Here is a 25,399-nt window from a genome sequence, read left to right as displayed (position 1 = left end):
GCAAATATAAAATTATTTTTTCTCACGAAAGGTAAGATTTGCCGCGCGTTGGGCTGCGGGCCAGGCGGCTACAAAACAAATGATTAGAACAGTCAAATATGCAATGACAAAATCCTGCCACTCTAAAAGTACCGGATATTGATTGACGATATATCCTTCTCCCATACTTATCAATCCAAAGTAGCTGTGATACAAATAAATAATAATAGTGAGAATAGTTCCAACAATAATAGCAGATAGTCCGTATAGCCCACCGAGTTTAAAAACTATTTTTTTTATATCTTTCTTTTCCGCGCCCATTGCTTTCAAAATTCTAAAATTATCTTTTTTCTCTATAACGATCATCCAAATGCATCCTACCAGGTTAAATGCAATCAATATAATCGTTAGAATCATTACCGCAAACCCAACCCATTTTTCGACATTCATGAGTTTGTACAGGTCTTCATCTTGCTGGTATTGGTTTTTAATAGTAATATCATCTGTTGATAGTATATTGAAAATTTCCTTTTTGACTATTTTATCCTCTGCAAATTCGTTTAATTTAATCTCAATAGCGGAATATTCATTGCTTACATAGTTTAATAACCGCTTTACATAATTAATCGGAGCATAAGCGTTATTGGAACCACCTGCTTGAATGGCACTGTAAGATCCAATTGGCGAGATACTTTGTTTTTTAAGTAACTGCCTGCCAAGAAAGGTATTTTTTTCATTATTGGGATAGTATGTCTGAACAGTTCTAAATGGGTCGTTAATAATTACGCCCAAATTTCTTTTTAAATTATCACCGAGAATTATATGGTCTGTGCCGTCCACTTGTAATTCCAGTTCTCCCAGGGATTTGAAAGGAGTCAGATCAACGGTTTGGAAGTAGTCAACGGGGACACCTATTAATTGCCCTACCAGGTTGGTGTTTTCATATTCAAATAATACCGTTTCGCGCACTACCGGACTCACCGATTCGATTCCTTCAATCTCGTAAAGTTGATCTATAGTTGTAGGAGGTATTTCAAAAGTTTTGCCAACAATGGGTTCTATCTCAAGGTCGGGATTGGTACGACTAAACATTTTGAGAAGTACGTCTTCAAACCCGTTGAAAACAGAATTAACTAGTAGTAGGGCCGTAATGCCAATCGTTAAACCGAGAATACTCAACCCACTTATATAATTGATAAAGTGGTTGTTTTTCCTTTTAAAAAAATATTTCCAGGCTATACTATTTGATAGTGACATTTATTGGCTTATATCAGGAATTTCTTTGTCGAGTCCCAAACTCTCATACAGAACGTTTTGGATCTTAGACCTATAATTGTGTAAACTTAATAAATTCGGTCGATTTGGGTAATTGGGGTAGGTGCGATTGGAAAGAAATACATAAATTAAATCATAGGCAGGGTCAGCCCAGATGGCAGTTCCGGTAAATCCATAGTGCCCAAAGGTATCGTCACTTGCCAAGGCGGCTACATTCGTATTTTTGGGAGATGCTTTTAGGTTTTTCATGTCAAAACCAATAGCTCTTCGGGAGTCATCGGGATGACGCGTTGTAAAGGTTTCTATAGTCTGGGGGTTGAAAATTTGAATTCCGGAATAGGTGCCATCATTGAGCAACATCTGCAGAAGTATCGCCAGGTCTTTGGAATTAGAGAATAATCCTGCATGACCGCTGATCCCATCGAGCATGGCGGCTCCCATATCGTGTACAAAACCGTGAACTAGTTTATTGCGAAAATAGTGATCTACCTCAGTGGGAACGATGGCTTCTTTTGCAAAATAATTATAAGGCTGAAAGGTAGTGTAATGCATTCCCAAAGGGGTATAAATTTCATCTTTAACAAATGTATCCAGGTTCTTTCCTGTAATGTTTTCGACAATTTTGGCAATTAAATAAAAGCCCAGATCACTATATTTGTAATTGGTCGATCTTCTCAATGGACTTTCTAGAATCAATTGGTAAATAGTATCAGGATAATCATTTCGAATAAATAAATTATCGCAAACCTGTATTGAAAAGGAATCAGAACGTTCGGTCCTGTAATATTTTCGGGAGGGAAGCGCTATTTTGCCTCCTTCCATTGTTTCTTTATAGAATGGGATCCATGGTTTGAGACCTGCGCGATGGGCCATAATATCCCTCAGGGTGAGATTTGCTTTGTTCGTTCCGACCGCCGTTGGGAGGTAATTACCTATAGGGTCATCCAGTGATATTCGTCCGGATTCAAATAATTTCATTACTGCCATCGTAGCAGCTGCTATTTTTGTCACACTTGCGAGGTCATAGAGATCATTGACATTTACCTCACGACTGTGGTCATAAGTATGGTACCCAAATGATTTTTGGTAAACAATGTAGTTGTTTTTAGCCACAAGGATTTCACATCCCGGAAAAGCTTTTTCTTTCATCCCCAATTCCACCAGTGAATCAATCTTTTTGTTGAGTATCCTGCCCTCAAATCCCACCGATTCCGGTAAGCCAAATTGGAGAACCTTGTGCATTGCGGTAGAAATACCTTGATTAAATGGACTTATAGGAGAAGCTGTCACCGGTAGTTTTCCTCGAAATTGACCTTTCCCAAATAAGGCTTCAGCGACGGATTCCTGGGTGAAAGGATCTTCATTGTACCCAATAACCAGTGTTTTAATGTTGTCAAAAAACTTTGCAGAGTAAGGGCTTCCGAATAAGATAAGCATCACATCATTTTCTTCAGCAATACCATTTATGAAGTCTATTTGATTTTTTGAGATACCAAAATTTCTACTGTCATACCTTGACATATCGTGTATGCTAATTATATAGGTTGGTCTTTTTTCATAATCGTCAATAGCCTGCCTGACATTAGAAAATTTACTGTCATCAGGGAGGTGTATGATCCGGGTCCCTGAAAATTTGCGTATGTTGGTTTGAAAAGGATTATCCGAAGATATTCCCAATGCAAGGTTAATGTATTCTTTCCCACCTTCCAAAGGAATTAATTCTTGCTGGTCCCTGACGAGGGTAATAGCGTTTTTTATCAGGTCCCTTTTGAGGTTGACAGCAGTATCACTAACCAATTTTTTGTCAATACTTTCAGCAGAGAGGGGAGATGGTTTTTTGTTCAACCCTATTTTATATTTATACCTGAGTATTTTTTTTACACTGTGTTCCAACCTGGATTTGTCAATTTCATTATTTCTAACGGCATTGGTAAGTTTTTCAACTGCAACTCCAAGATCATTAGGTAATAACAGAAGATCATTACCTGCTTCGAAAGCTTTGAGCTCTACCTCACCATTGGGCCAATATTTACTTACTCCCTGCATTTCCAAAGCGTCTGTAAATATTAGTCCTTTGAAACCCAATGTGTCTTTTAATAGATTTGTAACCGTGTTGTATGATAACGTAGTGGGTATATTTTTCCGGTCATCAAGTGCTGGTATGTTGAGATGGGCAATCATTACCCCGGCCAGATCCGTTTTTGCCAAAGCAGAAAATGGGTATAATTCTATATCTTTTAATCGATCCATATCGTGATTGATTACTGGGAGTTCTTTGTGGGAGTCGATGTCCGTATCCCCGTGTCCCGGAAAATGTTTGGCACAGGCCAATATACCGTGATCCTGCATCCCTTTCATGTACATATATCCTTTGGCGGTAACATTGTATTTGTCCTCTCCAAAAGAACGGTCATTGATTACCGGATTCTTGGGATTATTGTTGATGTCTACTACGGGAGCAAAATTGATATTGGTACCTACAAGCTTTAATTCCCGGGCAACTTCTTTCCCGAAATCGTAGATCAGTTCATTGTCCTGGATCGCCCCAAGCATTAATTGCCGGGGATATTTTACTGTGTTTTTACTAAACCGCATGGCTGGCCCCCATTCGGCATCCATCGAAATGAAAAGGGGAATATTAGCAAGATCCTGGTATTGATTTACCAGTTTAATTTGGGCTGTGGGAGTTCCCTGAAAGAAACAGAGCCCGCCAACATTGTATTTCTTAATTTGTCTGATAACCGATTGAATATGATCCGGGCCTTTATCGGAATGTGCCCTTATCATGAATAATTGTCCTACTCTTTCTTCTATGGATAAATTATTGTAAATTGAATCGACCCAAATGTCTTCGTTAGTTCGCTGATAAATTTGTTGGCTTATTCCTTTAAGGTTCAATAATAATAGAGGGATAAGAAAAACCAAATGGTTGACCCACTTGCGGCTTTCATGAGTAGTTATAAGGGGATTAATATGATGTAGTGAGTTTAGCATATCACTTTTTCTGTTTTTGGAATTCCCATGTAGAAATGATTAACGAACCATTTGCATAAAACTTTGGGATAATGCCCAATTTACAATTTAATTAATTTTTTCACTTCGGATTTATTATCGAATTTAATTGACACAAAATATATACCGCTTTTTAAGGTTTCTGTATTCACGGTGAATTCACGAATATTTCTCTTTTTTTGTGTGACCATTACCTGGCCATTAATATTCATTATTTGAATTTCGACAAGGTGGTGTACGCTACCCAAACTAATATGAAACTGGGAAGAAACCGGGTTGGGATACATTTTCAAAGCAGGTTCTTTGGCGATATCCGTCAGGGGGGTCTGAATTTTCATGGCATTTTGAACGGCCAGTAAAGCATCAATTCGACCGTATCCATACACCGGATTAGGTATTTCCTGGGGACCACAGGCATTTTCTGTGATTGGTACCGTACTTTTTAGAAGGATTTGCCTGATAGTTTTTATTTTACCGGCTAAATCCGGATTAGCTGAAATCATTAAAGATACTATACCTGCTACGACAGGTCCGGACATGCTTGTTCCTGAAAGCGACCTAGTTGTTCCGTTTAGGTATGCGGAATTAATAGCTACACCGGGCGCTACTACCTCCGGTTTTACAAAGTCAAAAGGCCAACTACCTTTACTGCTAAAATCTGCTATACTATCGTTTCTATTGGTGGTACCCACTGTAAATCCGCTTTTAAAAATAGCAGGAGGGTTTTTTAAAGAATTACATCCTTCCCTTCCTTCATTTCCTGCAGATGTAACAACAAATACCCCCGATTGGTTTAGCCTGGAAATAGCCGTATCCAGCATCCAGTAGTTCCTAACATTACAACCTTCTATTACGGGACAGGCCCAACTGTTATTGATAACATGCGGTGCCAAAGAAGGGTCCGGGTTATGCTGGTTAGTGTCGGAGGGCGCCATAAACCATTGCAAACCTGATAAATAAGTAGATAATTGCCCGTATCCCCGGTCCATAACTCTGGTACCCACCCATTTAGCGTCTGGGGCTATTCCAGAATATTGATTTCCGGAAGATCCGAGCATGATTCCCATGGTATGGGTACCATGTCCATTATCGTCACAAGGTTCCTTGGCTGAAAAGCCACATGGATTAGTCGAATCGGTAATTACCGTATCTCCGTGCAATGCATTGGCTTCCGTTATGGCATCGAACCAATGGTAAGCATGTTCTACTTTATTTTCGGATTGGTACCCCCTGTATTTGGATTTCAATAAATAATGGTCCCATTCATATCCTGTATCCTGGCCTCCTATGACCGTATTTTGCCCTGTTATGTTTCTAGCCCACACAGAATCAGCCCTTATTCTCTCAATGGCCCAATTCAGGTAGGCTGTTGACCTGTTATCAACCCCTTTACTATTTTGAGGAGCAGCGATGGTGAAGTCTGGTAAAACCCTTGATATTGAGGGAGATTGAACAATTGTCTGTAAATGAGTCAGATCAATTTTTACTAAAATGGTATTGACTATAAAAAAGGATTGATATTTAATACTATGTTCCTCAAGATATTGAATGATAGGTACCTGGCTGGATTGGGCGATGTGGAGTAGTGTGTCATATACTATTTCGCCCTTTTGAATTTTGTTTAAGTCTTCCGGGATGTTGATTGTAGATAACTGCTCCCCTAATATTAGAAAGCAAGAAACGGTATCTTCAAGATCAAATCTTTTCAACACAGCACTATCAATTTTACCTTGACATAATAAAGGAGTGTAAGAAGAAAGCCAGATTACTATGCAGAAAATAATTTTATTCATATCCTGAGAATTCAATACGCCCAACGTAAAAGTTCTTTTTGTCATTGTATTATATTAACGCATGAAGAAAGTTCTTTTCTATCATTTTTGTAAATTTCAATTCTTAAAAAATATTAATGGCTTTTGAAGATTTTTTACGGGTATGGTCCAATAACATATTTATTCCATTGTTTTATTCAGTGTCTTTAATCCTGTCGACGCTACTGGGATGGTTGTTTTCCCGTTTTCGTGGGGGGGAGGCTTTCCCGTGGAATTATTTTTATACATTCCTAGTCTATTCGTCCGTGATTCCTGGAATATTTGCGATTAATATTTTTTTGTACGACTTGATTGAAGGTAATGCAAATGGCCCCGTTAAAAATTTCAGCTTATTAATTCCCATTTTCACCATGATTATAGTTTTATGGTTAATTCAATTTAATGTTTCATTTAAAAAAATTCCGGGGTTTAATCAATTGAAGTCATTTTTAGGATATGTATTTGTTTTGATTTTCGTTTTTATGGGAATAGAAGTATTATTTGATATTGGAATTTCAGGTCTGCCTTTTATCCAGGTGGTTTTGGGCTTTGCACTTGTCTTGTTGGTGCTTCGGGTATTGACAAAAAGGAAGCTTTCAAAGTAATTCCGCTTTTTCTAATATAAACATCAATCGATTGGGGTCTTTGGAATTTAGGTGTAAAATGCCCTGAATGGATATTTTTTCAGAAGTAAATTCTATGGGCTTTTGGGCTTCCACTTCCATTACAGTTTCGGGTCCTGCCCCTCCACAAAAATAGCACATATTATACGGGTAAGCCGAGAAAATAAATTCAGTGTGGCTTTTATATCCTTCTATGGGAATGATGTACCCATCCAATTGGATGGTAGAGCCTTGTAATTTTTTAATAGAATCTGAAAATTCGGGAACTTCAACTTCAAATCCCAGATAATCATTAAATTCTTTTTTTATCGTTACATCGGATAATTGGTCCCAACCTGAAGTTTGGGTTATTCCGGAATTTAATTGAAATAGAAAAATGGAAAAAATGTAAAATATAAATCTTGAAAACATGTTAATTTATTTGGTGTAAAATTGATAAAAAAATAATAGTAACTGGATATTGATTTTGAAATAGATTTGAACACCCTGTTTATATTTAGTATTTTACAGCGTTGTCATTTCCATTTGAAATGCAACCCCTGAAAACTTGTATAATTAATTCAGAAAGTATCAGCACTGCAAATCATAGTGTACGATTCTCGGAATTTTTTGTTGTATTGTCGTACAACACATAACTTTAAAATAAAAATGTATAATCATGGAAAATGTTTTGGAATTACTTTCAGGATCGTTGGGGAATAAAATGGTTTCTCAGCTCAGCAGTGAAGTGGGAATTGGTGACGAGCAAAAAACGGAAGTAGCTATGGACAGTGTGATGAAGACCATGCTGGCTGCTATTGGTAAAAACGCACAATCGCCCCAGGGTATGCAAGCGCTAGATAATGCGATACGGAATGATCACGATGGTTCGATTTTTGAGGATATAGCTGGTAATTTACTGAACAGGGATGCAAAAATGGCGCAGGGTAATGAAAGAATGTTGAATGGTGCAGGAATATTGCGAAATGTCTTTGGAAGTAAAGAGAATAATGTATTTAACTCCCTTTCCAAAAGTACGGGTGTTGAAAAAAATCAATTGATGTCGTTGGCTGTCAAACTGGCTCCTTTTGTACTTGGAGCGTTGGGCAAAGCTCGTAATAATCAAAGTTCTGGTGGGGGATTAGGCAATATCTTAAGTGGTGTCCTTGGATCGATGCAATCAAATAATTCAGGCCAGTCCAGTTTTCTAAATTCAATTCTTGACCAGGACGGAGATGGAAGTATAACGGATGATGTGGCGGGAATAGGCATGAAGGTATTTGGCAACTTTTTTCGTAAATGATAAGAACAACTACTTTACTGTTTTTTATGTTAGGATTTTCCTGTCTGAATCTATCATTCGGTCAGGAAAATTCTGTTTTTGGGCTGGGGGAATGGAAGTCTTATTTCCCGTCTACCGGTTATTTTTCTATTCAAAATGGGGACCAGTCCATTATTGTAAATAACCGATATCAGGTAAGTTTTTTTTATCCAGAAGACCGTGAAATTATATCTTTTAATAAGGTAAATGGACTATCGGATATTGGAATTTCCAATACCTGTTATATTTCAGAGCTGGGAGCTGTGGTTATCGGGTACGAAAATGGGAATATTGATATCCTTACACCTGATGAAACCTATAATTTAAGCGGTATCAAGAACAATGAAAATATTTTGGTCAGCAAGGAGATCAATGATATTGTCACCCATGGGAATTCGGGATTTCTGGCCACTGATTTTGGGATAGTACAAATAGATCTTGCCCAGCGCGAATTTGTTTCGACACTTTTTACTGACAGTCCGATTCACTCGTTATCGATTGATACATCAGCTTCAGAAGTACGGTTATTGGGAGCCTCTTCGTTTGATTTATTCAGTTATTCCCTTTCTGCTGAAAATAACTTTGCGGATATTAATCAGTGGGATATCCAGTTTACCGGTTTAGAAGCGGAAATTAATGGATTGGAGGTGTGGGACGAAAGAATTTATTTCTTATCCAGTGAAAAATTATTTGAGTGGAATGCAGAATTACAATTAGCAGAAGAAACTGCTATTCCGGTTAGAAGGCCTATTCGAAGTATTAAAAGTACAGGAAATGAATTGATTTATATTAATGATTTTTATAATATATTGAGGTGGGATGGTACGGATCTTAGTCAGCAATTTAATTCATGCCTGAATGGAATCCAGGATGTTACTATTGATGATAATGGGGTATTTTGGTACATTAAGGATGGATATATTGGATATTTTGAAGAGGAATGTGTAGATGTTGGAATTGATGGCGTACCATCTGAATTTATTTCAGAGATGGGAGTGCTGAATGGGGCATTATTTGTGGCTACAGGTGGTGTCACACAGATCTTTAATAATTTATTCAGGGAAGATGGTTTTTATACCAATGATTCCATGAGGTGGAAATTATTTGGGAGGAATACCCATCCCGAACTTATGGAAAGGAACATGAGGGATTTGTATTGCATTGAAACGGATCCGGTTGAAGATAAAGTTTATATCGGTAGTTTTTGGGATGGTTTGGTCGAATATTCCCAGGGTCAACTTCAGGTTTATGATGATGAAAATTCTACGTTGCGTGAGTCGGTATTTCACGAAGATAGAATCCGTATTTCAGATTTATTTCGGGAGGCTTCCGGTAATTTGTGGATGTCGAATCACTATGCCCCAAGACCTATAGTCGTCAGGCGAAACGACGGCGAATGGTTTCATTTTTCTATCCCGGTGGAATCCAGGGTTGAGAGGTTGGTCGTTGATGATTTTGGAATGGTTTGGATTGATGTGGATAATATAGGTATTGTTATTCTTGATCCTGGTGACTGGAATAATAATGCCGATGACAGAACCCGGATCATTTTACCCAAAACAGGAGGTAATGGAACCGAATTTGATAATGCAAGTATCAATGAAATGGCGGTAGATCGTGAGGGCGTTATATGGATTGGCACAGAGAACGGCCCCGTTCGATTCGATTGTGGTGGCCTTGCACTGGAAGATATATGCGAAGGAAGAAAACCCGTTATTGAAGTGAATAATACTCCAGGGGTCTTACTAAGAGGGGAAAATGTAAAAGCGATAGCTATTGATCCGGGAAATCGAAAATGGTTTGGTACGGAAAACGGTGTATATGTCATTAATCGAACAACCGAATCCATAGAACATCATTTCACGGTTCAAAATTCTCCCTTACCTTCTGACAATATTACTGATATTTCTATCGATGATGAAAGTGGTGAAGTGTATATTGCCACAGAGGAAGGATTAGTTTCATACAAGGGCGAAGCTACCCTGACGGATCAGGTTAATCAAAAGAAAGTAGTTGTGTATCCAAATCCAGTTCCCCCGGATTTTAACGGAAGGGTGGGGATTAAAGAGTTGTCATCCAATGCCTTAGTACGGATAACATCATTGGACGGACGGTTGATCTATGAAAATCGTGCGACAGGTGGTCAATTGGTTTGGGATCGTGTAGACCAGGATGGAAGACCCGTAAAAAGTGGTGTGTATCTGGTATTTGCTACCAGTGACGAATCTCTGAATCCTTTTACACAGGTTGGGAAAGTCTTTATATTAAATTGATACCTTACTCCTTTCTATTATTTCTTCGTAATACGATTCGTATTGTGGAAGAATTTTGTTGAGGTCAAATTCCTGCGCTCGTTTATATGCATTGTTCCTGAAGGTCTCATGTAATTCAGGGTTCTCGAGAATTTTAAGAGTATTTTTAGCCATGTCTTTGATATCCCCAACATTGCTGAGAAATCCCGTTTCTCCTTCAATATTTACTTCGGGAATGCCACCTATATTAGTTGATATAATAGGAACTTTACAGGCCATGGCTTCCAGGGCAGCTAATCCAAAACTTTCGTTTGCAGAAGGAAGAATAAAGACATCTGATATAGCTAGTATTTCTGAAATCGCATCTTGTTTACCTAAAAATCGGATTTCATGGCATAGGCCAATTTCTCTACATAACCTTTCTATATTCGGTCTTTCCGGACCATCTCCGATCATTAGCAATTTTGAAGGCATTTTATCGTGGACTTCTTTAAAAACTTTTACTACATCGCTGGCTCTTTTTACCTTCCTGAAATTAGAGATATGTACCAGAATTTTCTCATCCTCCGGCGCAAACATTTTTTTAAAATGATCCTTATTAGTCCAGTGAAAACGATTGAAGTCAATGAAATTATAGATAACTTTTATTTCATTTGAAACGTCAAAGTTGTTTAGGGTCTCTTCTTTTAAATGATTGGATACGGCCGTTACCCCATCACTTTGGTTGATACTGAAAGTTACTACAGGGGAGAAGGTTTCATCTCTTCCTACCAGGGTAATATCAGAGCCGTGTAAAGTGGTTACGACAGGAATATCGATGTTTTCGGCGCGAAGTATGCTGCGAGCCAAAAATGCAACAATAGCATGTGGGATGGCATAGTGGACGTGTAAGAGGTCAAGGTCTGAATATTTTACAACATCTACTATTTTGCTGGCAAGAGCACTCTCATAGGGTGTGTATTCAAATAAAGGATAGTCTACAGGAGTCACTTCATGGTGATAGATGTTTTCTTGAAATGAAATTAATCGGGCCGGCCTTTTATATGAAATAAAATGAACTTGATGTCCTTTATGGGCCAATGCCATTCCAATTTCCGTAGCTACTACACCACTCCCCCCATAAGTAGGATAACAGACTATTCCTATTTTCATTTTTTTGTGTTGTAAATATTTGTAGTATTAAACTCCTCTTAAATAGATTTTGTTCTAGATTATTTATAAATGTTGGTAAATATAGACTTTCCATGCCAGGGTCAAAGTATCTTTTGGAGTAGATCTCTATAAAAAGTTAGGCCACGAGAAGTATTATTAAGACATATCTCCAGATCAAATAATGACTGCGTTCAAAGGTATCATCTACCAATCAAAGCCATTATTTATATGCTATGAACCTCTAAATAACTATTGAAGTCAGGTCATTACAACGGAAGAAAATTAATATAAATATAATTTTAGAGTAAAATTTGAAACAAAATTCGATAAAATTGGGTTTAAAAGTTGATTCAGGGTAATAAACTGATAAATGAATTAGTTCGTCTATACATTTGTAGCCTTGATCGAAATTGTATTAATTAGTGGACCATTGAAGATTGGACGAAATGACGGGTAATTCTACTCAGCTAATTATTCAATAAGCAGAAAACAAATTATTGTGATAAATTATTCAATAAGTGATTTAGAGACTATTACGGGTATTAAAGCACATACCCTAAGAGTCTGGGAGAAAAGATATGGTGTGATTGAACCCAAAAGAACACCTTCTAATATCCGCTATTACAACGAAGCGGATATGAAGAAATTACTGGACATTGTGCTTTTGTACAATAATGGTTTCAAAATAAGTCAAATTGCTTCATTGACGTCGTCGGAAATTGAAGAAGAGCTGAAAAAGCTGGGAAAAGTAGATGAGAATATTGAGCTGAGACAAGATTGCATTACAGCTTCTGTGATGGAATTTAATGAAGAAAAGTTCAAAACTCTTTTCGAGAACTACGAGAGGAAAAATGGATTAATTGCTACAATGACCGAATATATTTTACCCTTTCTGGATAATTCATCGTTATTGTATATGAGTGGTACATTCAACCTGGCGCATGAAAATTTTATTACACAGATTGTAAAAAGAAAATTGATAGCGGGTATTGAAGATCTTGAGGCCAATTGCTGCAATTCTAAAGGAAAAGTCTTGATATTTCTACCTTCAGGTGAATATCAGGAATTATACCTTGCCTATATGGAGTATATTTGTCGTTATTACAAATTCAATACTGTTAATCTCGGATTGAATTTGGGGTTTGAAGAATTGGAATGTGTTTCGCAACAGATAGAGCCCGATCTGATACTGACTATGATTCACACGGAGTTTAAGGCAATGTCTACCCAGAATTATTTTGAAAAACTAAATAGCATATTCCCCGGGTCGAAGATACTGGCTACAGGCTGTCAGGTAAAGGGGAATTCTGATTTTGATCCAGAGCAATTTAAAGTTATAGGTCCGGTAAAAGGATTGAATGAATTTTTTGAAAAACCGATCGGAGTAGCGGTTTGATTAAAAAAATAGTTCCCGTATTTTATTATACATTCCAGTCCCCGATTTTTGTTACTTTTTCTGCCATTTCATAACCGTGCTTTCTGGAAGCATTGATTATTTCAGGTCTGGCATCCAGGGTGTCACCAATTGATTTTTCGGGTTGAATTATTTTTATTTTGTACCTCCGATATACTTTATTTCTAATCTTTAGCTGTTTCAGGTTTTGGGCACTGAGCATATCATTAATCCAGAGAAATTGATCCAGGTCATTTTTAAATATTTCAGCAAAAGTTATATCCAGCATTGACCGGGAAGCGATCTCGAGAAGAGAGGGTTCTGGGTCGATCGGGGGTAAGAGGTTGTTGCTGCAATTAATTACGATTATGTAGTAATCCCTTTCATCTGCCGGACTCTTGTTTATTTCATCGATTACATCTTTGAGTGGGCTTACATTTCTGATCCCACCGTCAACATTGTCAAAGAAATTATCTCCGTCTATGGTTTTTATCGATGGGATAGGAGGCCATATTACGGGTATGGTAGAAGAAGCAATTATCGCTTTTCGCAATTCATTGTTATCGGGCATTTGCGAATGACTAACAGATTTATATCTTCCATCTCTAAGGGATACAAATCCCATTTTATAAATTACTTCTTCGAATTTGTTCAGGTGGATATATTTTTCTAATATATTCAGCAAGGGCGTATTGTCGGCAAAACCTTCCAGATCTAAAAAATTATCAATAATCTTTTGAAGGAATTCTTCGCGTTTTTTGTCTGAAAAAAATACCCCAAATTTTTGATATGTATTTAAATCAGGAATGAGGTCAGAGATAATTTTTTTTGTACTGGGCCTCCCATTTTCCAGGTATTTGGATACATATATGACGTCGGGACCGCTGTTGATAATTTGATTAAACCAAATGTCTTTCAAGGCTTCCATTTGATTCGTAGCAACCAATGCCCCATTTAACGATCCTACTGAAACACCAGAAATGATATCAAATTTCTGAATGTCTATTACTTCATCTTCTATTTGGACCGGATTGTATAACAAATATTCCAGAGCACCAACCTGAAAAGCTCCTTTGAACCCACCCCCACTTAGAACCAATGCCAATTTTTTCTTCCTCATACAAAGCATTAAGGTAAAAAATTACGTATTAAAAACATTATGGTTTTATCTTTTTCCAGTTTGAATACGGAAATAAATGTCGGCCTCCCAGGAATTTATTTTCGATATAAGTGAGAATGCGATACTTCATTTTTTCGTGTTTCATAGGCTCCCTATCAGGAACATACCCCTTTTCAAAATGTAATTGGTCACCCCAGTTGAAATGTTGGATACGGTCTTTCATAACGAGCGGGTGCGAACCCTCAAATTTATGATAGTGATTCATATTCCCGTAGTCAAAATATGTAGGCTTTGTATTGAATATTTTAGCGGTTTCTTCCTGACCGCGGTGGCTTTTGTAGAATGCTTTGGTTTTGTTTTGCATCAGTGATGGGGGACGCACCCAACCATAATGATAAACATATGCATCCAGGGCTTCTACATTGAGTTTTTGAGTCCCGGTCTTATTTCGATAACTTATTCCATCGAAATCCGGTATCCTCCTAAATGATTGTGCAGAACAGAATGAATGGATTTGAGGATCATTTCTTATAATTCTGATTTCGTTTTGATACCACCCGTGCTGATGGGCAAGGTGCCAATAATCTCCAAAGAAATGTAAGTATTTAAATAAAAATCCATCCACCCTTTTATCATTAAGCCGCTGTTCGCATTTGCGGATAATGGTATCCCAATATTTTTCGTGAATGACTTCATCCGCCTGCAGGTGAATTAACCAATCACCACTGCAAGCTTCTTTTGCAAGGTCCGTTTGATAAGCGTGAATCATCCCTTTGGGGAATTGTTTGTGATCCCAAACCGTATCTATAATTTTTATTTTATCAGATCCGATATCCAATAAATCCTGTTTTGTGGTATCATCTTCATCGTTGTTACCAAGGGCGATTATATATTCATCTACAATGGGTAAAATAGATAAGACCGCTTCTTTTAACGGATAATAGAGCTTGTGGGCATTTTTAGCCATTGAAAAACCACTCAGTTTCATATTCGATCAAATTTTTGCACTAGCATTTTAGCAAATGTCAATAAATAATACCAATTAGGATACTGGTTAAAGTATAAATTTAAAATGGAGCCGGTGAAAAGATTGAGGTGACGCTATAAATATGATCCCATAGGGTCTTTTGATGGAGGTAATATTTGATATCATTAGGATACATTTGTAAATTATCATTGGTCAATTCCATATTTATTTAATTAGACATTGTATAGAAGCTTTCCGGGCTTAATTCTCCATATTGATGACAGGCTTAAGAATAATGGCGACGATTGTTTATCTGTGATTTAGAATTACAGGTGCCAGGACTATCCATGCTCCCACAGACATCGCAGGACAAAAATGTATAGCTTAAAATTGAGGATTAAATAATAACCTACATATAAATTAGTAGTTATAAATCATTTGGAATCAAAATTTGTAATTCTTCGTGTAGCAGCGTTTCAGCCTGCGCCTATAACCTATGGGGCTAAGATTCAGGCTGAATTGCCTGTATGGAAAATAGGTGAATTTTCCGGTACAAGGAGGGTTTGACAAACCTCTACGTTCTTTTATTTCACAACAGTGGAATGTTATTTTGTATCCCAGCACGTCATTTTTTGAGTAAAATATATACCAAAATTTATGCGGACTAAGAATGACCTTTGGGAAAGAATTAAGGGAGAGGGGAGTTCCAAAGCTTGGTTGGGATCCAGATAAATATAACATACAATAGTGCCAGTAAAAGTAATATCAATAATGCCATGACGATTAATAACGAAGCCCAAAGGCTTTTTGGGGAATCATTACTTTCATGGTATTTTTTAAATAATAAATAATTGCGTCGATTTGCTTTGTACCAAGCATCGAAAAGGTCTCCCAGTAGCGGAATTGAACCCACAATAGTATCTAATACGATATTCCAGATCATTTTTAGTATTAATACAGTACTCGCACCCTGTCTTACCATGCCTAGGATTAAGGCGCTAGACATAGCATAGCTAACAATGTCTCCAAAACCAGGAAGAATTCCAATGATAGCATCAATTCCAAACCGGAAATTGGTGCCGGGTACCCTAAAGCGATTGTCGAGTAAAGTGGACATCTTATCCATTAGTTGAGTTTCAATCGGTAATTTCGGTTTTTCGCCCATTTTATTCGTTTTAACTGAATTAAATATAATACTATTTGTATTCCCATATTGTACAAGCGTTGAAATGGAACGATTTTTGATATATTAAATTTATTCGTAATTTTTAAATATATTGAAAATAGCCCTTTATGAAGCCATTTGTCTATATTAAAATTTTGACGTTTCTCCTGATCGGGTCTTCGATGTCTGGACAGAATTGTGACCGGATTCAGGATTCTACGGTTTTAGCTGATTTCTTTGAGGCTATGAATGGAATAGATTGGAAACAAAAATGGAACTTAAATGGTCCGGTGGATCAGTGGCAAGGTATTACCCTAAATAGCGATGGTTGTGTTACAGAAATCATTTTACCCAATAATAATCTAAGTGGGACATTTAGCGTTTTAAATTTGAAACACCTGAAAAAAATTGATCTTTCTGATAATAATATACTAAGTACCATTCCCCATTTTAAGAATAATTCAGGACTCACATATATCAATCTTTCTGGTAACCGGTTCAGGGGAAATTTACCTCAATTTACAGATCACCCGGATCTGGAGGAGATTATTTTTTCTAGCAATCAACTGGATGGTACAATACCGGATTACGGGGCTTTGGAAAGTTTGAAAAGACTGGAGTTGAATGATAATAGATTGAAGGGAGAGGTTTCCAGCTTGTCGAATTTATCAGGACTTGTTTACCTGGATTTGTCGGAGAATGAGATGGAAGGCAGCCTGGATTTTATTTCTGAATTAAATAGTATTGAATTTATAGATCTTTCTCATAATCAATTTTCAGGTCCTTTTCCGGAAATCGCTAATTTGGTAAACTGTGAATATTTTTATGTATCTGATAATAATATTACTGGCCCTTTTACATGGCCTATCAATATGCCCAGTTTGACCGGCCTGGATATTTCAGAAAATCAAATTTCTGGTAATCTACCCGCTCCTGCGGCTGGGAACCTGGAAAATCTTCAATTGTTTTTTGCTTCCTATAACCAATTTAGCGGTGTGTTCCCACAACTTACTTTTCCATCACTTACAGGCCTTTTGTTGGGAGATAATAAATTTGAAGATACACTCGATTTGTCAAATGTTGAGACCCTACCGCTTCTTGAGCAAATTTCTTTTGAAAACAATTTAATCACAAATATTCAAATTTCAAACGGGGCCCTCAATCAGTTAGATGTTATAAATCTGGAAGGTAACCGTCTTACTTTTATTGATCTGATTCCTTATGAAAATGAAATAGGGGATGTTCTCTTTGTTGCTCCACAAAAACGAATTCCATTCCCGTTTGATGAATTTACAATTACCCGGGGTAATAATTATACCCTGGAATTAAATACCGATGAGGATCATACAAATTCCAGATTTATGTGGTATAAAAATGGGGTGAGGATCAATGTTCAGGCAAATCACACACTTCCGTTGTCCAATGTCTCTCCCGCCAGTGCCGGAGAATACAGTGTAGTGGTGACTAACCGGAGAATCCCGGAGCTCACACTTTTTAGTGATACCCTGGAAATATTCGTCAATTGTCCTTTAGAAATTGAGGAACAGAATATTTATTTATGTCCCGGAGAAACCTTTACGTACAAAGGGGAAACGTATTTTGAGAATCAAGAAATAGTAGATACCGTTTTGGCCAATGGGGCTAATACCTGTGACAGTCTTTATATTTTTAATATTCAGAATGTTACACCGGACTTTACAGATACTACTTTTTCGTTGTGCACAGGAGATATTTACTATTTTGGACCGGACTCGATTGAATTGACAGAATCAGGATATTATATTGATACTTTTTCAAACCACGGAGGGTGCGATTCAATAGTCAATTTGCGACTAAACTTTTTGCCGGCATATAATATCACAATGGATGTAGGTGTGTGTCCAAATGATAGTCTGGTTTATGGGGATACCGTTTATTTTGAGGATGTATTGTTGATTGATACATTTCAAACTGCTAATGGCTGTGATTCTGTAGTGACCAGAAATGTAGTGTTCTCCGATCCGGTAGTCACTCATACCATTCATAATATTTGTAATGGTGATAGTGTTTTTGTCCAGGGTGTCTATTATAGGTCGGATGTTGAATTGGTAGACACCCTTGTTGCCAAAGGTGGTTGTGACTCAATTTCTATGGTAAGTGTTATGGTGCATGAAAATTATCGTTTGTCAATTGATACTACTATTTGTACACCCCAGAGTGTCGAATTTAATGGGAGGGATTTAGATGAATCCGGTGTTTATACGGATACGCTTTCTACAATGTACGGATGCGATTCCATTGTAACATTGAATCTTACAGTTAATCCAAGTTACTTCACTCACGACACAATTTATATATGTGAAGGGGATTCCGTACTTTTTGATGGACAATATTTTATGGAAGAGGGAATCTTTTTTACTGAAGAACAAACCGAAAATGGATGTGATTCTACTGCTGTTATTGATATTCGATTTAGTGAATATGCCATCCGTGAAATTAGCGAGGACTATTGTGCGGGTGATACGGCCTGGTTTAATAATGAGTTCTATACCCAATCTGGAATTTATAGTGATACTATTTTTTCGGAGCAAAATTGTGATACGCTTCTGGTAATAGACTTGTCTTTTAGCGAAATGGTTATTACCGATACTATTTTTAGTGGTACGGCTGCAGACTCTACTGGTATAATTGAAATAGAAGTTGAAGGGGGTGTGGAACCTTATGAATTTATGTGGAGTACTGGTGATACTACTCAAAGCCTTTCTGACATTCCCGCAGGCATATACGATTTATTAATTTCTGATGCAATAGGATGTACTGATTCTTTTTCAATCGAATTACCGGTCGGTACATTTATTTGGAGTACAGTCAAAAAGCTGGATTGGGTACAAATTCGTCCCAATGTCCTGAGTTCAGGGCAGCACAATAGTCTTTCGATTGATGTTTTACGTCCAATGCGAAATGCAGTATTCAGACTGTATAATATGCATGGAAGCCTTATTCGGTCCACAGAGTATTCTGTATTGAATAGCGGCCAAACACTGCATTGGGATTTGGATGAATTAACCGCAGGAATTTATTGGTTCAATGCATTGGAAGATGGGAAACGGACGTACCAACTGGAAAAATTGATTATACAATAAGGGTAATTTTATATTACCTTTTGGGAATAGTATCCTCTTTTCTTCCGAGAAATGGTTTGTTTATAATTGAATCCCTCGGGGGCGGTTTAATTTTGACGTTAGGTTTATTTGGCAGAGGGGGTCTTTTTAGACTATCTACTCTGTATCTTACCGCGTTCAATTTCAAAATGCTATCTGTTTGATGGATAGCGATTTCGAGACTTTCTTCTTTGCACTGCCGATTTTTAGACTTTCGAAAATTCTTCATTCTCTTTGCTACTTCTTGAGCAATCAGTTCCTCTTTGGTGAAATCCTCGTTTTTATTGCAGGCAGTAAAGAAGATAAAAGCACATAATATGTATATCCAACGAATCATTGTTGATTTTGGATTAGTGATTGAATTTCTTCTTCGCGTTTAGCTCTAATAGAGTCTATCCAAATAGGGATGATACTGTCCCTGAATTCTGTACATTGTTCATCGAGAATGGGTTCGAGAGAATCTTTTTGTAAAGTATATAAGGAATCGATTAAATGGTAATCTTCTGAATCCAGTGAAATTTCTGTTTCCAGACAGGAAGTACAAAATAGAGAGATAAAGGGTAATAATAGAAAATAACGACCCATCAGGTTAATATATTTTTCGTTTTAATTCGAAGTGTTTCCCCAAATATACTTTTCTTACTAATTCATCCGAGGCTAATTCTTCGGAAGTACCTGCCCTTAGGATTTTTCCTTCAAACATCAGGTAGGCACGGTCCGTAATTGAAAGGGTTTCCTGAACATTGTGATCTGTAATCAATATGCCAATATTCCGGGTTTTAAGTTTGGCCACGATAGATTGAATATCTTCTACTGCAATCGGGTCAATCCCGGCAAAAGGTTCATCTAGCAGGATAAATTTCGGATCAGAGGCCAATGATCTGGCAATCTCCGTCCTTCTACGCTCCCCTCCTGAGAGTGAGTCCCCCGAACTTTTACGAACTTTCTCCAGACCAAATTCATCGATCAATTCCTCTAGTTTGTTTTTCTTTTCTTGTTTGGGGATGTCCATAAGTTCGAGGATCGCCTTTATATTGTCTTCTACGCTTAATTTTCTGAAAACGGAAGGTTCCTGAGGCAAATACCCTATTCCTTTTCTGGCTCTCCTGAACATGGGAAGCTTGGTTATGTTTTCATCTTCCAAAAATACGTTCCCTTCGTTGGGGTTGATAAACCCTACAGTCATATAAAATGTAGTGGTCTTGCCCGCTCCATTAGGACCTAATAAACCTACAATTTCACCTTGTTCTACTTGTATGGAAACACCGTTGACTACCGGTCTTCTTCCGTATACTTTTTTTAAATCTTTTGCTTGTAGCTTCATTTTAATATTATCTCTGTTTCCTGTATCCAATTTACTCTGAGTGTTCCTATATCGATATTTTGTATCCCTTCCGCCTGTTTTTTTTCATAATAACGTGCAGGGTCCCATATTCCGTTGCCATTTGCATCTTTTATAATGGTCAAACTATATTCCCCGGGTTTAAGCCTATTAAACGTAAAAGGTTGGTCAAGATCTGTAATGGTTTTACTTTCGACGACGTTTTCACCTTGTTTCAATTGCAAAATTAATTGAGGAACCTTGGTATAGGAAGAATCCTTTGTGAAACTTAGTTCCAGGGATGATAGGTTTTGTAACGGAATCGGTTTAATTTTATAGGTAATTGTATCATTGGGAATGTCTCCTTTAAAATTTAATGCTCCGGGTAATAGTTTTATGTTGTAGGTGCTGTCTCCTTTCCAGCGATAATGGAAAGATACTTCTGTAAATGTTAACTGAGCAGAATCAAGAGAAATTGTTTTTTTAGAAGCCCCTTCCTCTATTTCAATTAATCCTGTTTCTATAGTATTGATTGGCCAATTGGATTGAAGTCGCATAGGTTCCCCCGGAACCATTGAGATATTTTTTTGCTGGAGAGTAAAGTACTCCGTTTCCGGAAGATCTTTACTTACACTTTGAACGATCACCGTATCTTTAAGACCTCGAATATTTTGTGTGATTACTTCAATGGGTAGACTGTCTGTGTCGTACCAAATTCGCATTGTGTTTTTAATCCGGTCAATGCCAATATGAGAAGAAGCCTTTATATGCATGGAAGCTGTATCAATAATATTTTCGGTAAAAACGAGGTTAATTAATCCGGGCAATGTGGTATCTACATCATCGAGGTATACCGGAGGTGGTCCCAATGAAATAGAAAAATCTATTTTTGAACCGGAAACTTGATCCGTGCGGATCGGTTCATTTAAAAATCCTATTGGTTCATTTTCCTGGTCGTAGGAAAAGTCCTGATTCTCGTCGATAAAACCTACTAGTTGGAAAGTGTCAGCACGCATGTAATTAAACTTGTAATACCCATTTTCATTTGTACGGGCATAATAGGAGGGAGAGACAGTAGTTATGGCTGTGTCTGAAAGGTTGTCAAAAAGCATAACGGATACGTTCTCTGCTGGTTCTCCGGTGATGACATCGATAATTTGTCCTTCAAAATACAGGGAATCCAGGATATCTCCTGTAGAAAATACGTATTGAAAATCCTCAATAGGATTGCTTTCCGTGAGGTCTACTACCGATTTACCGAGATTGATTATATATGTTGTATTCGGCTGTAACTCTTCATTTTCGTGAAATTCGATAACCAAAGATCTTTTTTTTAGTTTGTATTCCGGACGTTCCTGAAGGGGCGGACTTATAAAAATTTGTTGAAATGCGTCCTCCAGTTGAACCCATTCGTTGAAAGAAATGATAATCTCATCCCGGTCAAAATTGAGTAGAGGGGTAGGAGTGGAAGCAGCACTATCGACTCTAGGGGGATCTTCATCTCTCGGTCCTCCTTTAATACTTCCGGGGGAAGCACAGTTATAAACCAGTAATATGGTCACTGCAGATAAAAAGAAACCAAAAAGCTTGCGTTTATTAATCTTCATTTCTCCGATTCAAAGGATGAAATTTTTCAATTGTTTGGCGAAGATATTCATTATTTACGTGAGTATAAATTTCTGTGGTCAAAATAGACGCATGACCGAGTAACTCTTGCACGGTTCGCAAATCTGCACCACCCTCTATGAGATGAGTGGCAAAACAATGTCGCAAGGTGTGAGGCGAAATATTTTGCTTTAATCCTGCTTGTATAGTTGCATCTTTTATGATGTGATAAATCATATGACGGGTCAACTGTTTTCCGCGTCGGTTTAGAAAAACAATGTGTTTGAAGCCTTCATTGACTTTATCTTTATTCCTTTCATCGAGGTACAACAATAAAAATTTGGCTGCTCGCGGGCTGATAGGTATCAATCTTTCTTTGTCATTTTTACCCCTTACTTTAATCATCCCCAAGTCGAGATATAAAAAGTCTATTTGTAAGTTCACTAATTCGCTTACACGCAAACCACAGGCATATAGTAATTCCAGGATCGATCTATTCCTGGTTGCATGTGGAAGGCTCATGTCTATCGACTCTAATAGCTTTTTGACTTCTGTAACTGAAAGAACATCTGGAATCTTATTACCTATTTTAGGAAGTTCGAGGTCATCCGTGGGATTCTGAGAAATGAGGTCTTCTATTAATAAAAATTTAAAGAAAGCTCGCAAACCACTAATAATCCTGGATTGACTCCGGCTGTCCAGGCCTATTTGGCTTAATTCAATAATAAACTGCCTGAGGTGGTCGAGTTGTATTTTTGATACCGGAATATCGCCGTATTTTTGTTCGGCAAATGTTGCCAGTTTTTCAACATCTTTGCTGTACGCTTGAATCGAATGGTGTGAAAGCCCCCTTTCAGCTTGTAGAAAATTTTTAAAACCTTTTATATAGGTATTCCACAGCACTTTTACCAATGTTTAGTGTAATTAGAATTAGTAAGCCATTTACTCCATCTTTTGTTAAAAGTATGAACAGTATCAGTCTCCTGGCCTGATAGGCCAACCACAGGATATCCGTTGTTAACCCATTCAAAAATACTGCCGTATAAATTAAAGACATTTGTAAATCCCATTGCTTTAAGATCGTTTCCTATTTTTTCACTGCGGTATCCTACACTACAATAGGTGACCACTGGGTGATCCTTATCTATATCTTTTAACATTGAATAATCGGGACGATTAAATCCGACGAAAATGGCATTTTGAATATGGCTAACTTCGAATTCCTCCCTTTCCCGCGTATCGAGTAAAATATATTCCCCCTGGTTTTGCTCTAATTCATCTACTGAAATAAGTGGAACATTATAATCCAAAATGGTACTTAGTTTTTTTTCGAATTCCGGATTTTTTACTTTGTATTCGGTTGGATTTTGTCCACAGGCTATTGGCGACCAAATAAATGAGATAATTGAAAGCGACCATAGTTGTTTCAAGATAGTCATTCTGTGCTTATTTTTTTTGGCCCTTGCCCCATACAATCCTCGATCCAGTATTCGCCCTGAGAGTAACATAACAATTCTTCTTGAATAAAAGTTTTCACGGTATGGGCGTGCCTATCAGGGTATAAGATATGAACATTGGGTCCAGCATCTAGCGTAAAACACACTGGAATACTGGTATCTTGCCGGTATTCCCGGATTTTATTGATGATTTGCAGGGTATTTGGTTTAATAAGGATAAAACCGGGATTAGAGGTCATCATCAGGGAATGTAAATTCAAAGCTTCAAATTCTACCATATCGATAAAGTCACAAAGATCACCAGATTGTAGGATCGCATCCAGTCTATTGACGTTTTGTTTTGCGTGGTTATAGCGGACTCCAGAATAAATATGGTCCTTCATCAGACTGTGTCCCGCACTGCTGGATACAGATTTTTTTTCACGGTCTACTATGATTATGTCATCTCTGTATCCCTTGAATTCTTTATGTAAATTTTTACTTAAATCGACTGCGAAAAGATCGTCAGAACCGGGTATGTCACAGCCTCCCCATACAGCGACTTCCGGAAATACACTTCTACTGGCACTTCCGCTACCCAAACGACTGATAAAAGAAGCTTTTTTGAAGAAAAATTCCCTGTCCAAGGGAAGGTGGCCTGAATTTTTTAAAAAAATTTGTTCCATATCTACAAGACACATTGCCAATGCACTCATGGCGGAGGCGCTGGAAGCAATTCCCGAAGAATGGGGAAATGTATTTCTTGAAGCAATTTTCAGCTTCAGCCGGGTAAGGAAGGGAAAATAGTCGCTAATCGCCGTTAAAAATTTTTGAATTCGGTTTTCAAAAGCTGGATTTTTTTCACCTTCAAAATAAAATTCTAATGGTATTTCACCTTCAGATTGAGTTTTTTCTTCCCAATCAATTTGTGTCTCTGTGTATGCATTTTGTAGCGTAAAGCTAATGGATGGATTTTCCGGAATTTGATGGGGTTTTTTACCCCAATATTTTACCAAAGCTATATTGGATGGGCTTTTCCACCGGGTTTTTCCGGGCGCTATTTCATACGTTTTTTCAGTAGGAGTGAATACCGTTAGTTCCTCTGTCATTATTCTTGTATCAATTCGATCAATTATTAAAAAAAAGAAATATACAATTGTTTAACCGATTCCACTATCAATTTATTTCAAATTACCTTTTTGAGGATAATCCGAAATTAGAAAGAGAATTGACTAAGCTTCGAAATGGAATAATTTTCTCTTAATGTCAGGATTAAAAGGTTCCCACGAAGAACGCGGCAAGCCTCATCAAATGTCCATTTAGGGAAATGTGTAAAGAAGGAATTTTGAACCAATATTGTGAAGGAATAATCTTCCTTAAAGTCTGAGTTTAAATGAAATCATGAAAACAATGCGTTAGCCTCGGGGTGGGACCCTCGGTTCTGTCATCAAATGTCCATTTAGGGAAATGTGTAAAGAAGGAATTTTGAACCAATATTGTGAAGGAATAATCTTCCTTAAAGTCTGAGTTTAAATGAAATCATGAAAACAATGCGTTAGCCTCGGGGTGGGACCCTCGGTTCTGTCATCAAATGTCCATTTAGGGAAATGTGTAAAGAAGGAATTTTGAATCAATATTGTGAAGGAATGATCTTCCTTAAAGTCTGAGTTTAAATGAAATCATGAAAACAATGCGTTAGCCTCGGGGTGGAACCCTCGGTTCTGTCATCAGATGTCCATTTAGGGAAATGTGTAAAGAAGGAATTTTGAACCAATATTGTGAAGGAATGATCTTCCTTAAAGTCTGAGTTTAAATGAAATCATGAAAACAATGCGTTAGCCTCGGGGT

The 25,399-nt window shown here is 37.5% G+C and carries 19 protein-coding genes; 5 read left to right on the top strand and 14 right to left on the bottom strand.

Annotated elements, in window-relative coordinates:
* Positions 1-12: 12 nt before the first annotated feature.
* The 3 genes from LVD47_RS05325 to LVD47_RS05315 form a co-directional block, all read right to left on the bottom strand.
* Positions 13-1,236, bottom strand: a complete 1,224-nt coding sequence (locus tag LVD47_RS05325; RefSeq protein ID WP_236974517.1) for an ABC transporter permease — start codon at positions 1,234-1,236, stop codon at positions 13-15.
* A complete protein-coding gene (locus LVD47_RS05320) occupies positions 1,237-4,248 on the bottom strand; it encodes a serine hydrolase domain-containing protein (RefSeq protein ID WP_236974516.1) in 3,012 nt (1,003 codons plus the stop codon).
* A gap of 80 nt (positions 4,249-4,328) precedes the next feature.
* On the bottom strand, positions 4,329-6,104 hold the full coding sequence (locus LVD47_RS05315) for a S8/S53 family peptidase (protein WP_236974515.1): 1,776 nt from the start codon (positions 6,102-6,104) through the stop codon (positions 4,329-4,331).
* Between the two features lie 71 nt (positions 6,105-6,175).
* Between LVD47_RS05315 and LVD47_RS05310 the strand changes: the two genes are divergently transcribed.
* On the top strand, positions 6,176-6,682 hold the full coding sequence (locus LVD47_RS05310) for a hypothetical protein (RefSeq protein WP_236974514.1): 507 nt from the start codon (positions 6,176-6,178) through the stop codon (positions 6,680-6,682).
* On the opposite strand, the gene LVD47_RS05305 is transcribed toward LVD47_RS05310, so the two are convergent.
* Positions 6,674-7,111 carry a hypothetical protein gene (locus LVD47_RS05305; protein ID WP_236974513.1) on the bottom strand — a complete coding sequence of 146 codons (438 nt, stop codon included), beginning with the start codon at positions 7,109-7,111 and terminating at the stop codon, positions 6,674-6,676. The two genes, LVD47_RS05310 and LVD47_RS05305, sit on opposite strands and share 9 nt — an antisense overlap.
* A gap of 247 nt (positions 7,112-7,358) precedes the next feature.
* Between LVD47_RS05305 and LVD47_RS05300 the strand changes: the two genes are divergently transcribed.
* A complete protein-coding gene (locus tag LVD47_RS05300; RefSeq protein ID WP_236974512.1) occupies positions 7,359-7,982 on the top strand; it encodes a DUF937 domain-containing protein in 624 nt (207 codons plus the stop codon).
* Positions 7,979-10,273: a type IX secretion system anionic LPS delivery protein PorZ gene (gene porZ, locus LVD47_RS05295; protein WP_236974511.1), complete on the top strand. Its 2,295-nt coding sequence runs from the start codon at positions 7,979-7,981 to the stop codon at positions 10,271-10,273. Before LVD47_RS05300 ends, porZ begins: the two co-directional genes overlap by 4 nt.
* Here porZ and bshA read toward each other — a convergent pair.
* Positions 10,265-11,404 (bottom strand): N-acetyl-alpha-D-glucosaminyl L-malate synthase BshA, encoded by a 1,140-nt coding sequence (gene bshA / locus LVD47_RS05290; protein ID WP_236974510.1) that lies wholly within the window; start codon positions 11,402-11,404, stop codon positions 10,265-10,267. The genes porZ and bshA overlap by 9 nt on opposite strands.
* A 499-nt stretch (positions 11,405-11,903) precedes the next feature.
* On the opposite strand from bshA, the gene LVD47_RS05285 reads away from it, so the two are divergent.
* Complete coding sequence (locus LVD47_RS05285; RefSeq protein WP_236974509.1) at positions 11,904-12,800, top strand: MerR family transcriptional regulator; 897 nt, start codon at positions 11,904-11,906, stop codon at positions 12,798-12,800.
* A gap of 25 nt (positions 12,801-12,825) precedes the next feature.
* Here LVD47_RS05285 and LVD47_RS05280 read toward each other — a convergent pair whose 3' ends face one another.
* From LVD47_RS05280 to LVD47_RS05270, 3 genes are all read right to left on the bottom strand, one after another.
* Positions 12,826-13,917, bottom strand: coding sequence for a patatin-like phospholipase family protein (locus LVD47_RS05280; protein WP_236974508.1), 1,092 nt, complete (start codon positions 13,915-13,917; stop codon positions 12,826-12,828).
* A gap of 37 nt (positions 13,918-13,954) precedes the next feature.
* On the bottom strand, positions 13,955-14,905 hold the full coding sequence (locus tag LVD47_RS05275) for a glycosyltransferase family protein (protein ID WP_236974507.1): 951 nt from the start codon (positions 14,903-14,905) through the stop codon (positions 13,955-13,957).
* A 667-nt stretch (positions 14,906-15,572) separates the two neighbouring features.
* Positions 15,573-16,049 (bottom strand): DUF4112 domain-containing protein, encoded by a 477-nt coding sequence (locus tag LVD47_RS05270; protein ID WP_236974506.1) that lies wholly within the window; start codon positions 16,047-16,049, stop codon positions 15,573-15,575.
* 128 nt (positions 16,050-16,177) lie between these two features.
* On the opposite strand from LVD47_RS05270, the gene LVD47_RS05265 reads away from it, so the two are divergent.
* Complete coding sequence (locus LVD47_RS05265) at positions 16,178-19,171, top strand: T9SS type A sorting domain-containing protein (RefSeq protein ID WP_236974505.1); 2,994 nt, start codon at positions 16,178-16,180, stop codon at positions 19,169-19,171.
* Positions 19,172-19,522: 351 nt separating this feature from the next.
* Here the strand turns inward: LVD47_RS05265 and LVD47_RS05260 are convergent, their stop codons facing one another.
* From LVD47_RS05260 to LVD47_RS05235, 6 genes are read right to left on the bottom strand one after another with little or no spacing between them, the layout of a single operon-like run.
* Positions 19,523-19,774 carry a hypothetical protein gene (locus LVD47_RS05260; RefSeq protein WP_236974504.1) on the bottom strand — a complete coding sequence of 84 codons (252 nt, stop codon included), beginning with the start codon at positions 19,772-19,774 and terminating at the stop codon, positions 19,523-19,525.
* A gap of 4 nt (positions 19,775-19,778) precedes the next feature.
* Complete coding sequence (gene lptB / locus LVD47_RS05255; protein WP_236974503.1) at positions 19,779-20,513, bottom strand: LPS export ABC transporter ATP-binding protein; 735 nt, start codon at positions 20,511-20,513, stop codon at positions 19,779-19,781.
* A complete protein-coding gene (locus tag LVD47_RS05250) occupies positions 20,510-22,117 on the bottom strand; it encodes an Ig-like domain-containing domain (protein WP_236974502.1) in 1,608 nt (535 codons plus the stop codon). Before LVD47_RS05250 ends, lptB begins: the two co-directional genes overlap by 4 nt.
* A complete protein-coding gene (xerD, locus tag LVD47_RS05245) occupies positions 22,107-23,018 on the bottom strand; it encodes a site-specific tyrosine recombinase XerD (protein WP_236974501.1) in 912 nt (303 codons plus the stop codon). The genes LVD47_RS05250 and xerD overlap by 11 nt, the downstream gene beginning before the upstream one ends.
* Before the next feature lie 2 nt (positions 23,019-23,020).
* Positions 23,021-23,554, bottom strand: coding sequence for a rhodanese-like domain-containing protein (locus tag LVD47_RS05240; RefSeq protein WP_236974500.1), 534 nt, complete (start codon positions 23,552-23,554; stop codon positions 23,021-23,023).
* Positions 23,551-24,660, bottom strand: a complete 1,110-nt coding sequence (locus LVD47_RS05235) for a diphosphomevalonate decarboxylase (RefSeq protein WP_236974499.1) — start codon at positions 24,658-24,660, stop codon at positions 23,551-23,553. Before LVD47_RS05235 ends, LVD47_RS05240 begins: the two co-directional genes overlap by 4 nt.
* Positions 24,661-25,399: the final 739 nt, after the last annotated feature.

Origin of the sequence: Membranihabitans maritimus (assembly GCF_021729145.1) — a bacterium.
Classification (GTDB): Bacteria; Bacteroidota; Bacteroidia; order Chitinophagales; family Saprospiraceae; genus Membranihabitans; species Membranihabitans maritimus.
Note: the sequence above shows the minus strand (reverse complement) of the source record. Positions and strands in the feature narration are given on the sequence as shown.

Bases quoted from the DNA above. Each gene is read 5' to 3' on its own strand.
- LVD47_RS05325 (WP_236974517.1), bottom strand. From the start codon at position 1,236: ATGTCACTATCAAATAGTATAGCCTGGAAATATTTTTTTAAAAGGAAA.
- LVD47_RS05320 (WP_236974516.1), bottom strand. From the start codon at position 4,248: ATGCTAAACTCACTACATCATATTAATCCCCTTATAACTACTCATGAA.
- LVD47_RS05315 (WP_236974515.1), bottom strand. From the start codon at position 6,104: ATGACAAAAAGAACTTTTACGTTGGGCGTATTGAATTCTCAGGATATG.
- LVD47_RS05310 (WP_236974514.1), top strand. From the start codon at position 6,176: ATGGCTTTTGAAGATTTTTTACGGGTATGGTCCAATAACATATTTATT.
- LVD47_RS05305 (WP_236974513.1), bottom strand. From the start codon at position 7,111: ATGTTTTCAAGATTTATATTTTACATTTTTTCCATTTTTCTATTTCAA.
- LVD47_RS05300 (WP_236974512.1), top strand. From the start codon at position 7,359: ATGGAAAATGTTTTGGAATTACTTTCAGGATCGTTGGGGAATAAAATG.
- porZ (WP_236974511.1), top strand. From the start codon at position 7,979: ATGATAAGAACAACTACTTTACTGTTTTTTATGTTAGGATTTTCCTGT.
- bshA (WP_236974510.1), bottom strand. From the start codon at position 11,404: ATGAAAATAGGAATAGTCTGTTATCCTACTTATGGGGGGAGTGGTGTA.
- LVD47_RS05280 (WP_236974508.1), bottom strand. From the start codon at position 13,917: ATGAGGAAGAAAAAATTGGCATTGGTTCTAAGTGGGGGTGGGTTCAAA.
- LVD47_RS05275 (WP_236974507.1), bottom strand. From the start codon at position 14,905: ATGAAACTGAGTGGTTTTTCAATGGCTAAAAATGCCCACAAGCTCTAT.
- LVD47_RS05270 (WP_236974506.1), bottom strand. From the start codon at position 16,049: ATGGGCGAAAAACCGAAATTACCGATTGAAACTCAACTAATGGATAAG.
- LVD47_RS05265 (WP_236974505.1), top strand. From the start codon at position 16,178: ATGAAGCCATTTGTCTATATTAAAATTTTGACGTTTCTCCTGATCGGG.
- LVD47_RS05260 (WP_236974504.1), bottom strand. From the start codon at position 19,774: ATGGGTCGTTATTTTCTATTATTACCCTTTATCTCTCTATTTTGTACT.
- lptB (WP_236974503.1), bottom strand. From the start codon at position 20,513: ATGAAGCTACAAGCAAAAGATTTAAAAAAAGTATACGGAAGAAGACCG.
- LVD47_RS05250 (WP_236974502.1), bottom strand. From the start codon at position 22,117: ATGAAGATTAATAAACGCAAGCTTTTTGGTTTCTTTTTATCTGCAGTG.
- LVD47_RS05240 (WP_236974500.1), bottom strand. From the start codon at position 23,554: ATGACTATCTTGAAACAACTATGGTCGCTTTCAATTATCTCATTTATT.
- LVD47_RS05235 (WP_236974499.1), bottom strand. From the start codon at position 24,660: ATGACAGAGGAACTAACGGTATTCACTCCTACTGAAAAAACGTATGAA.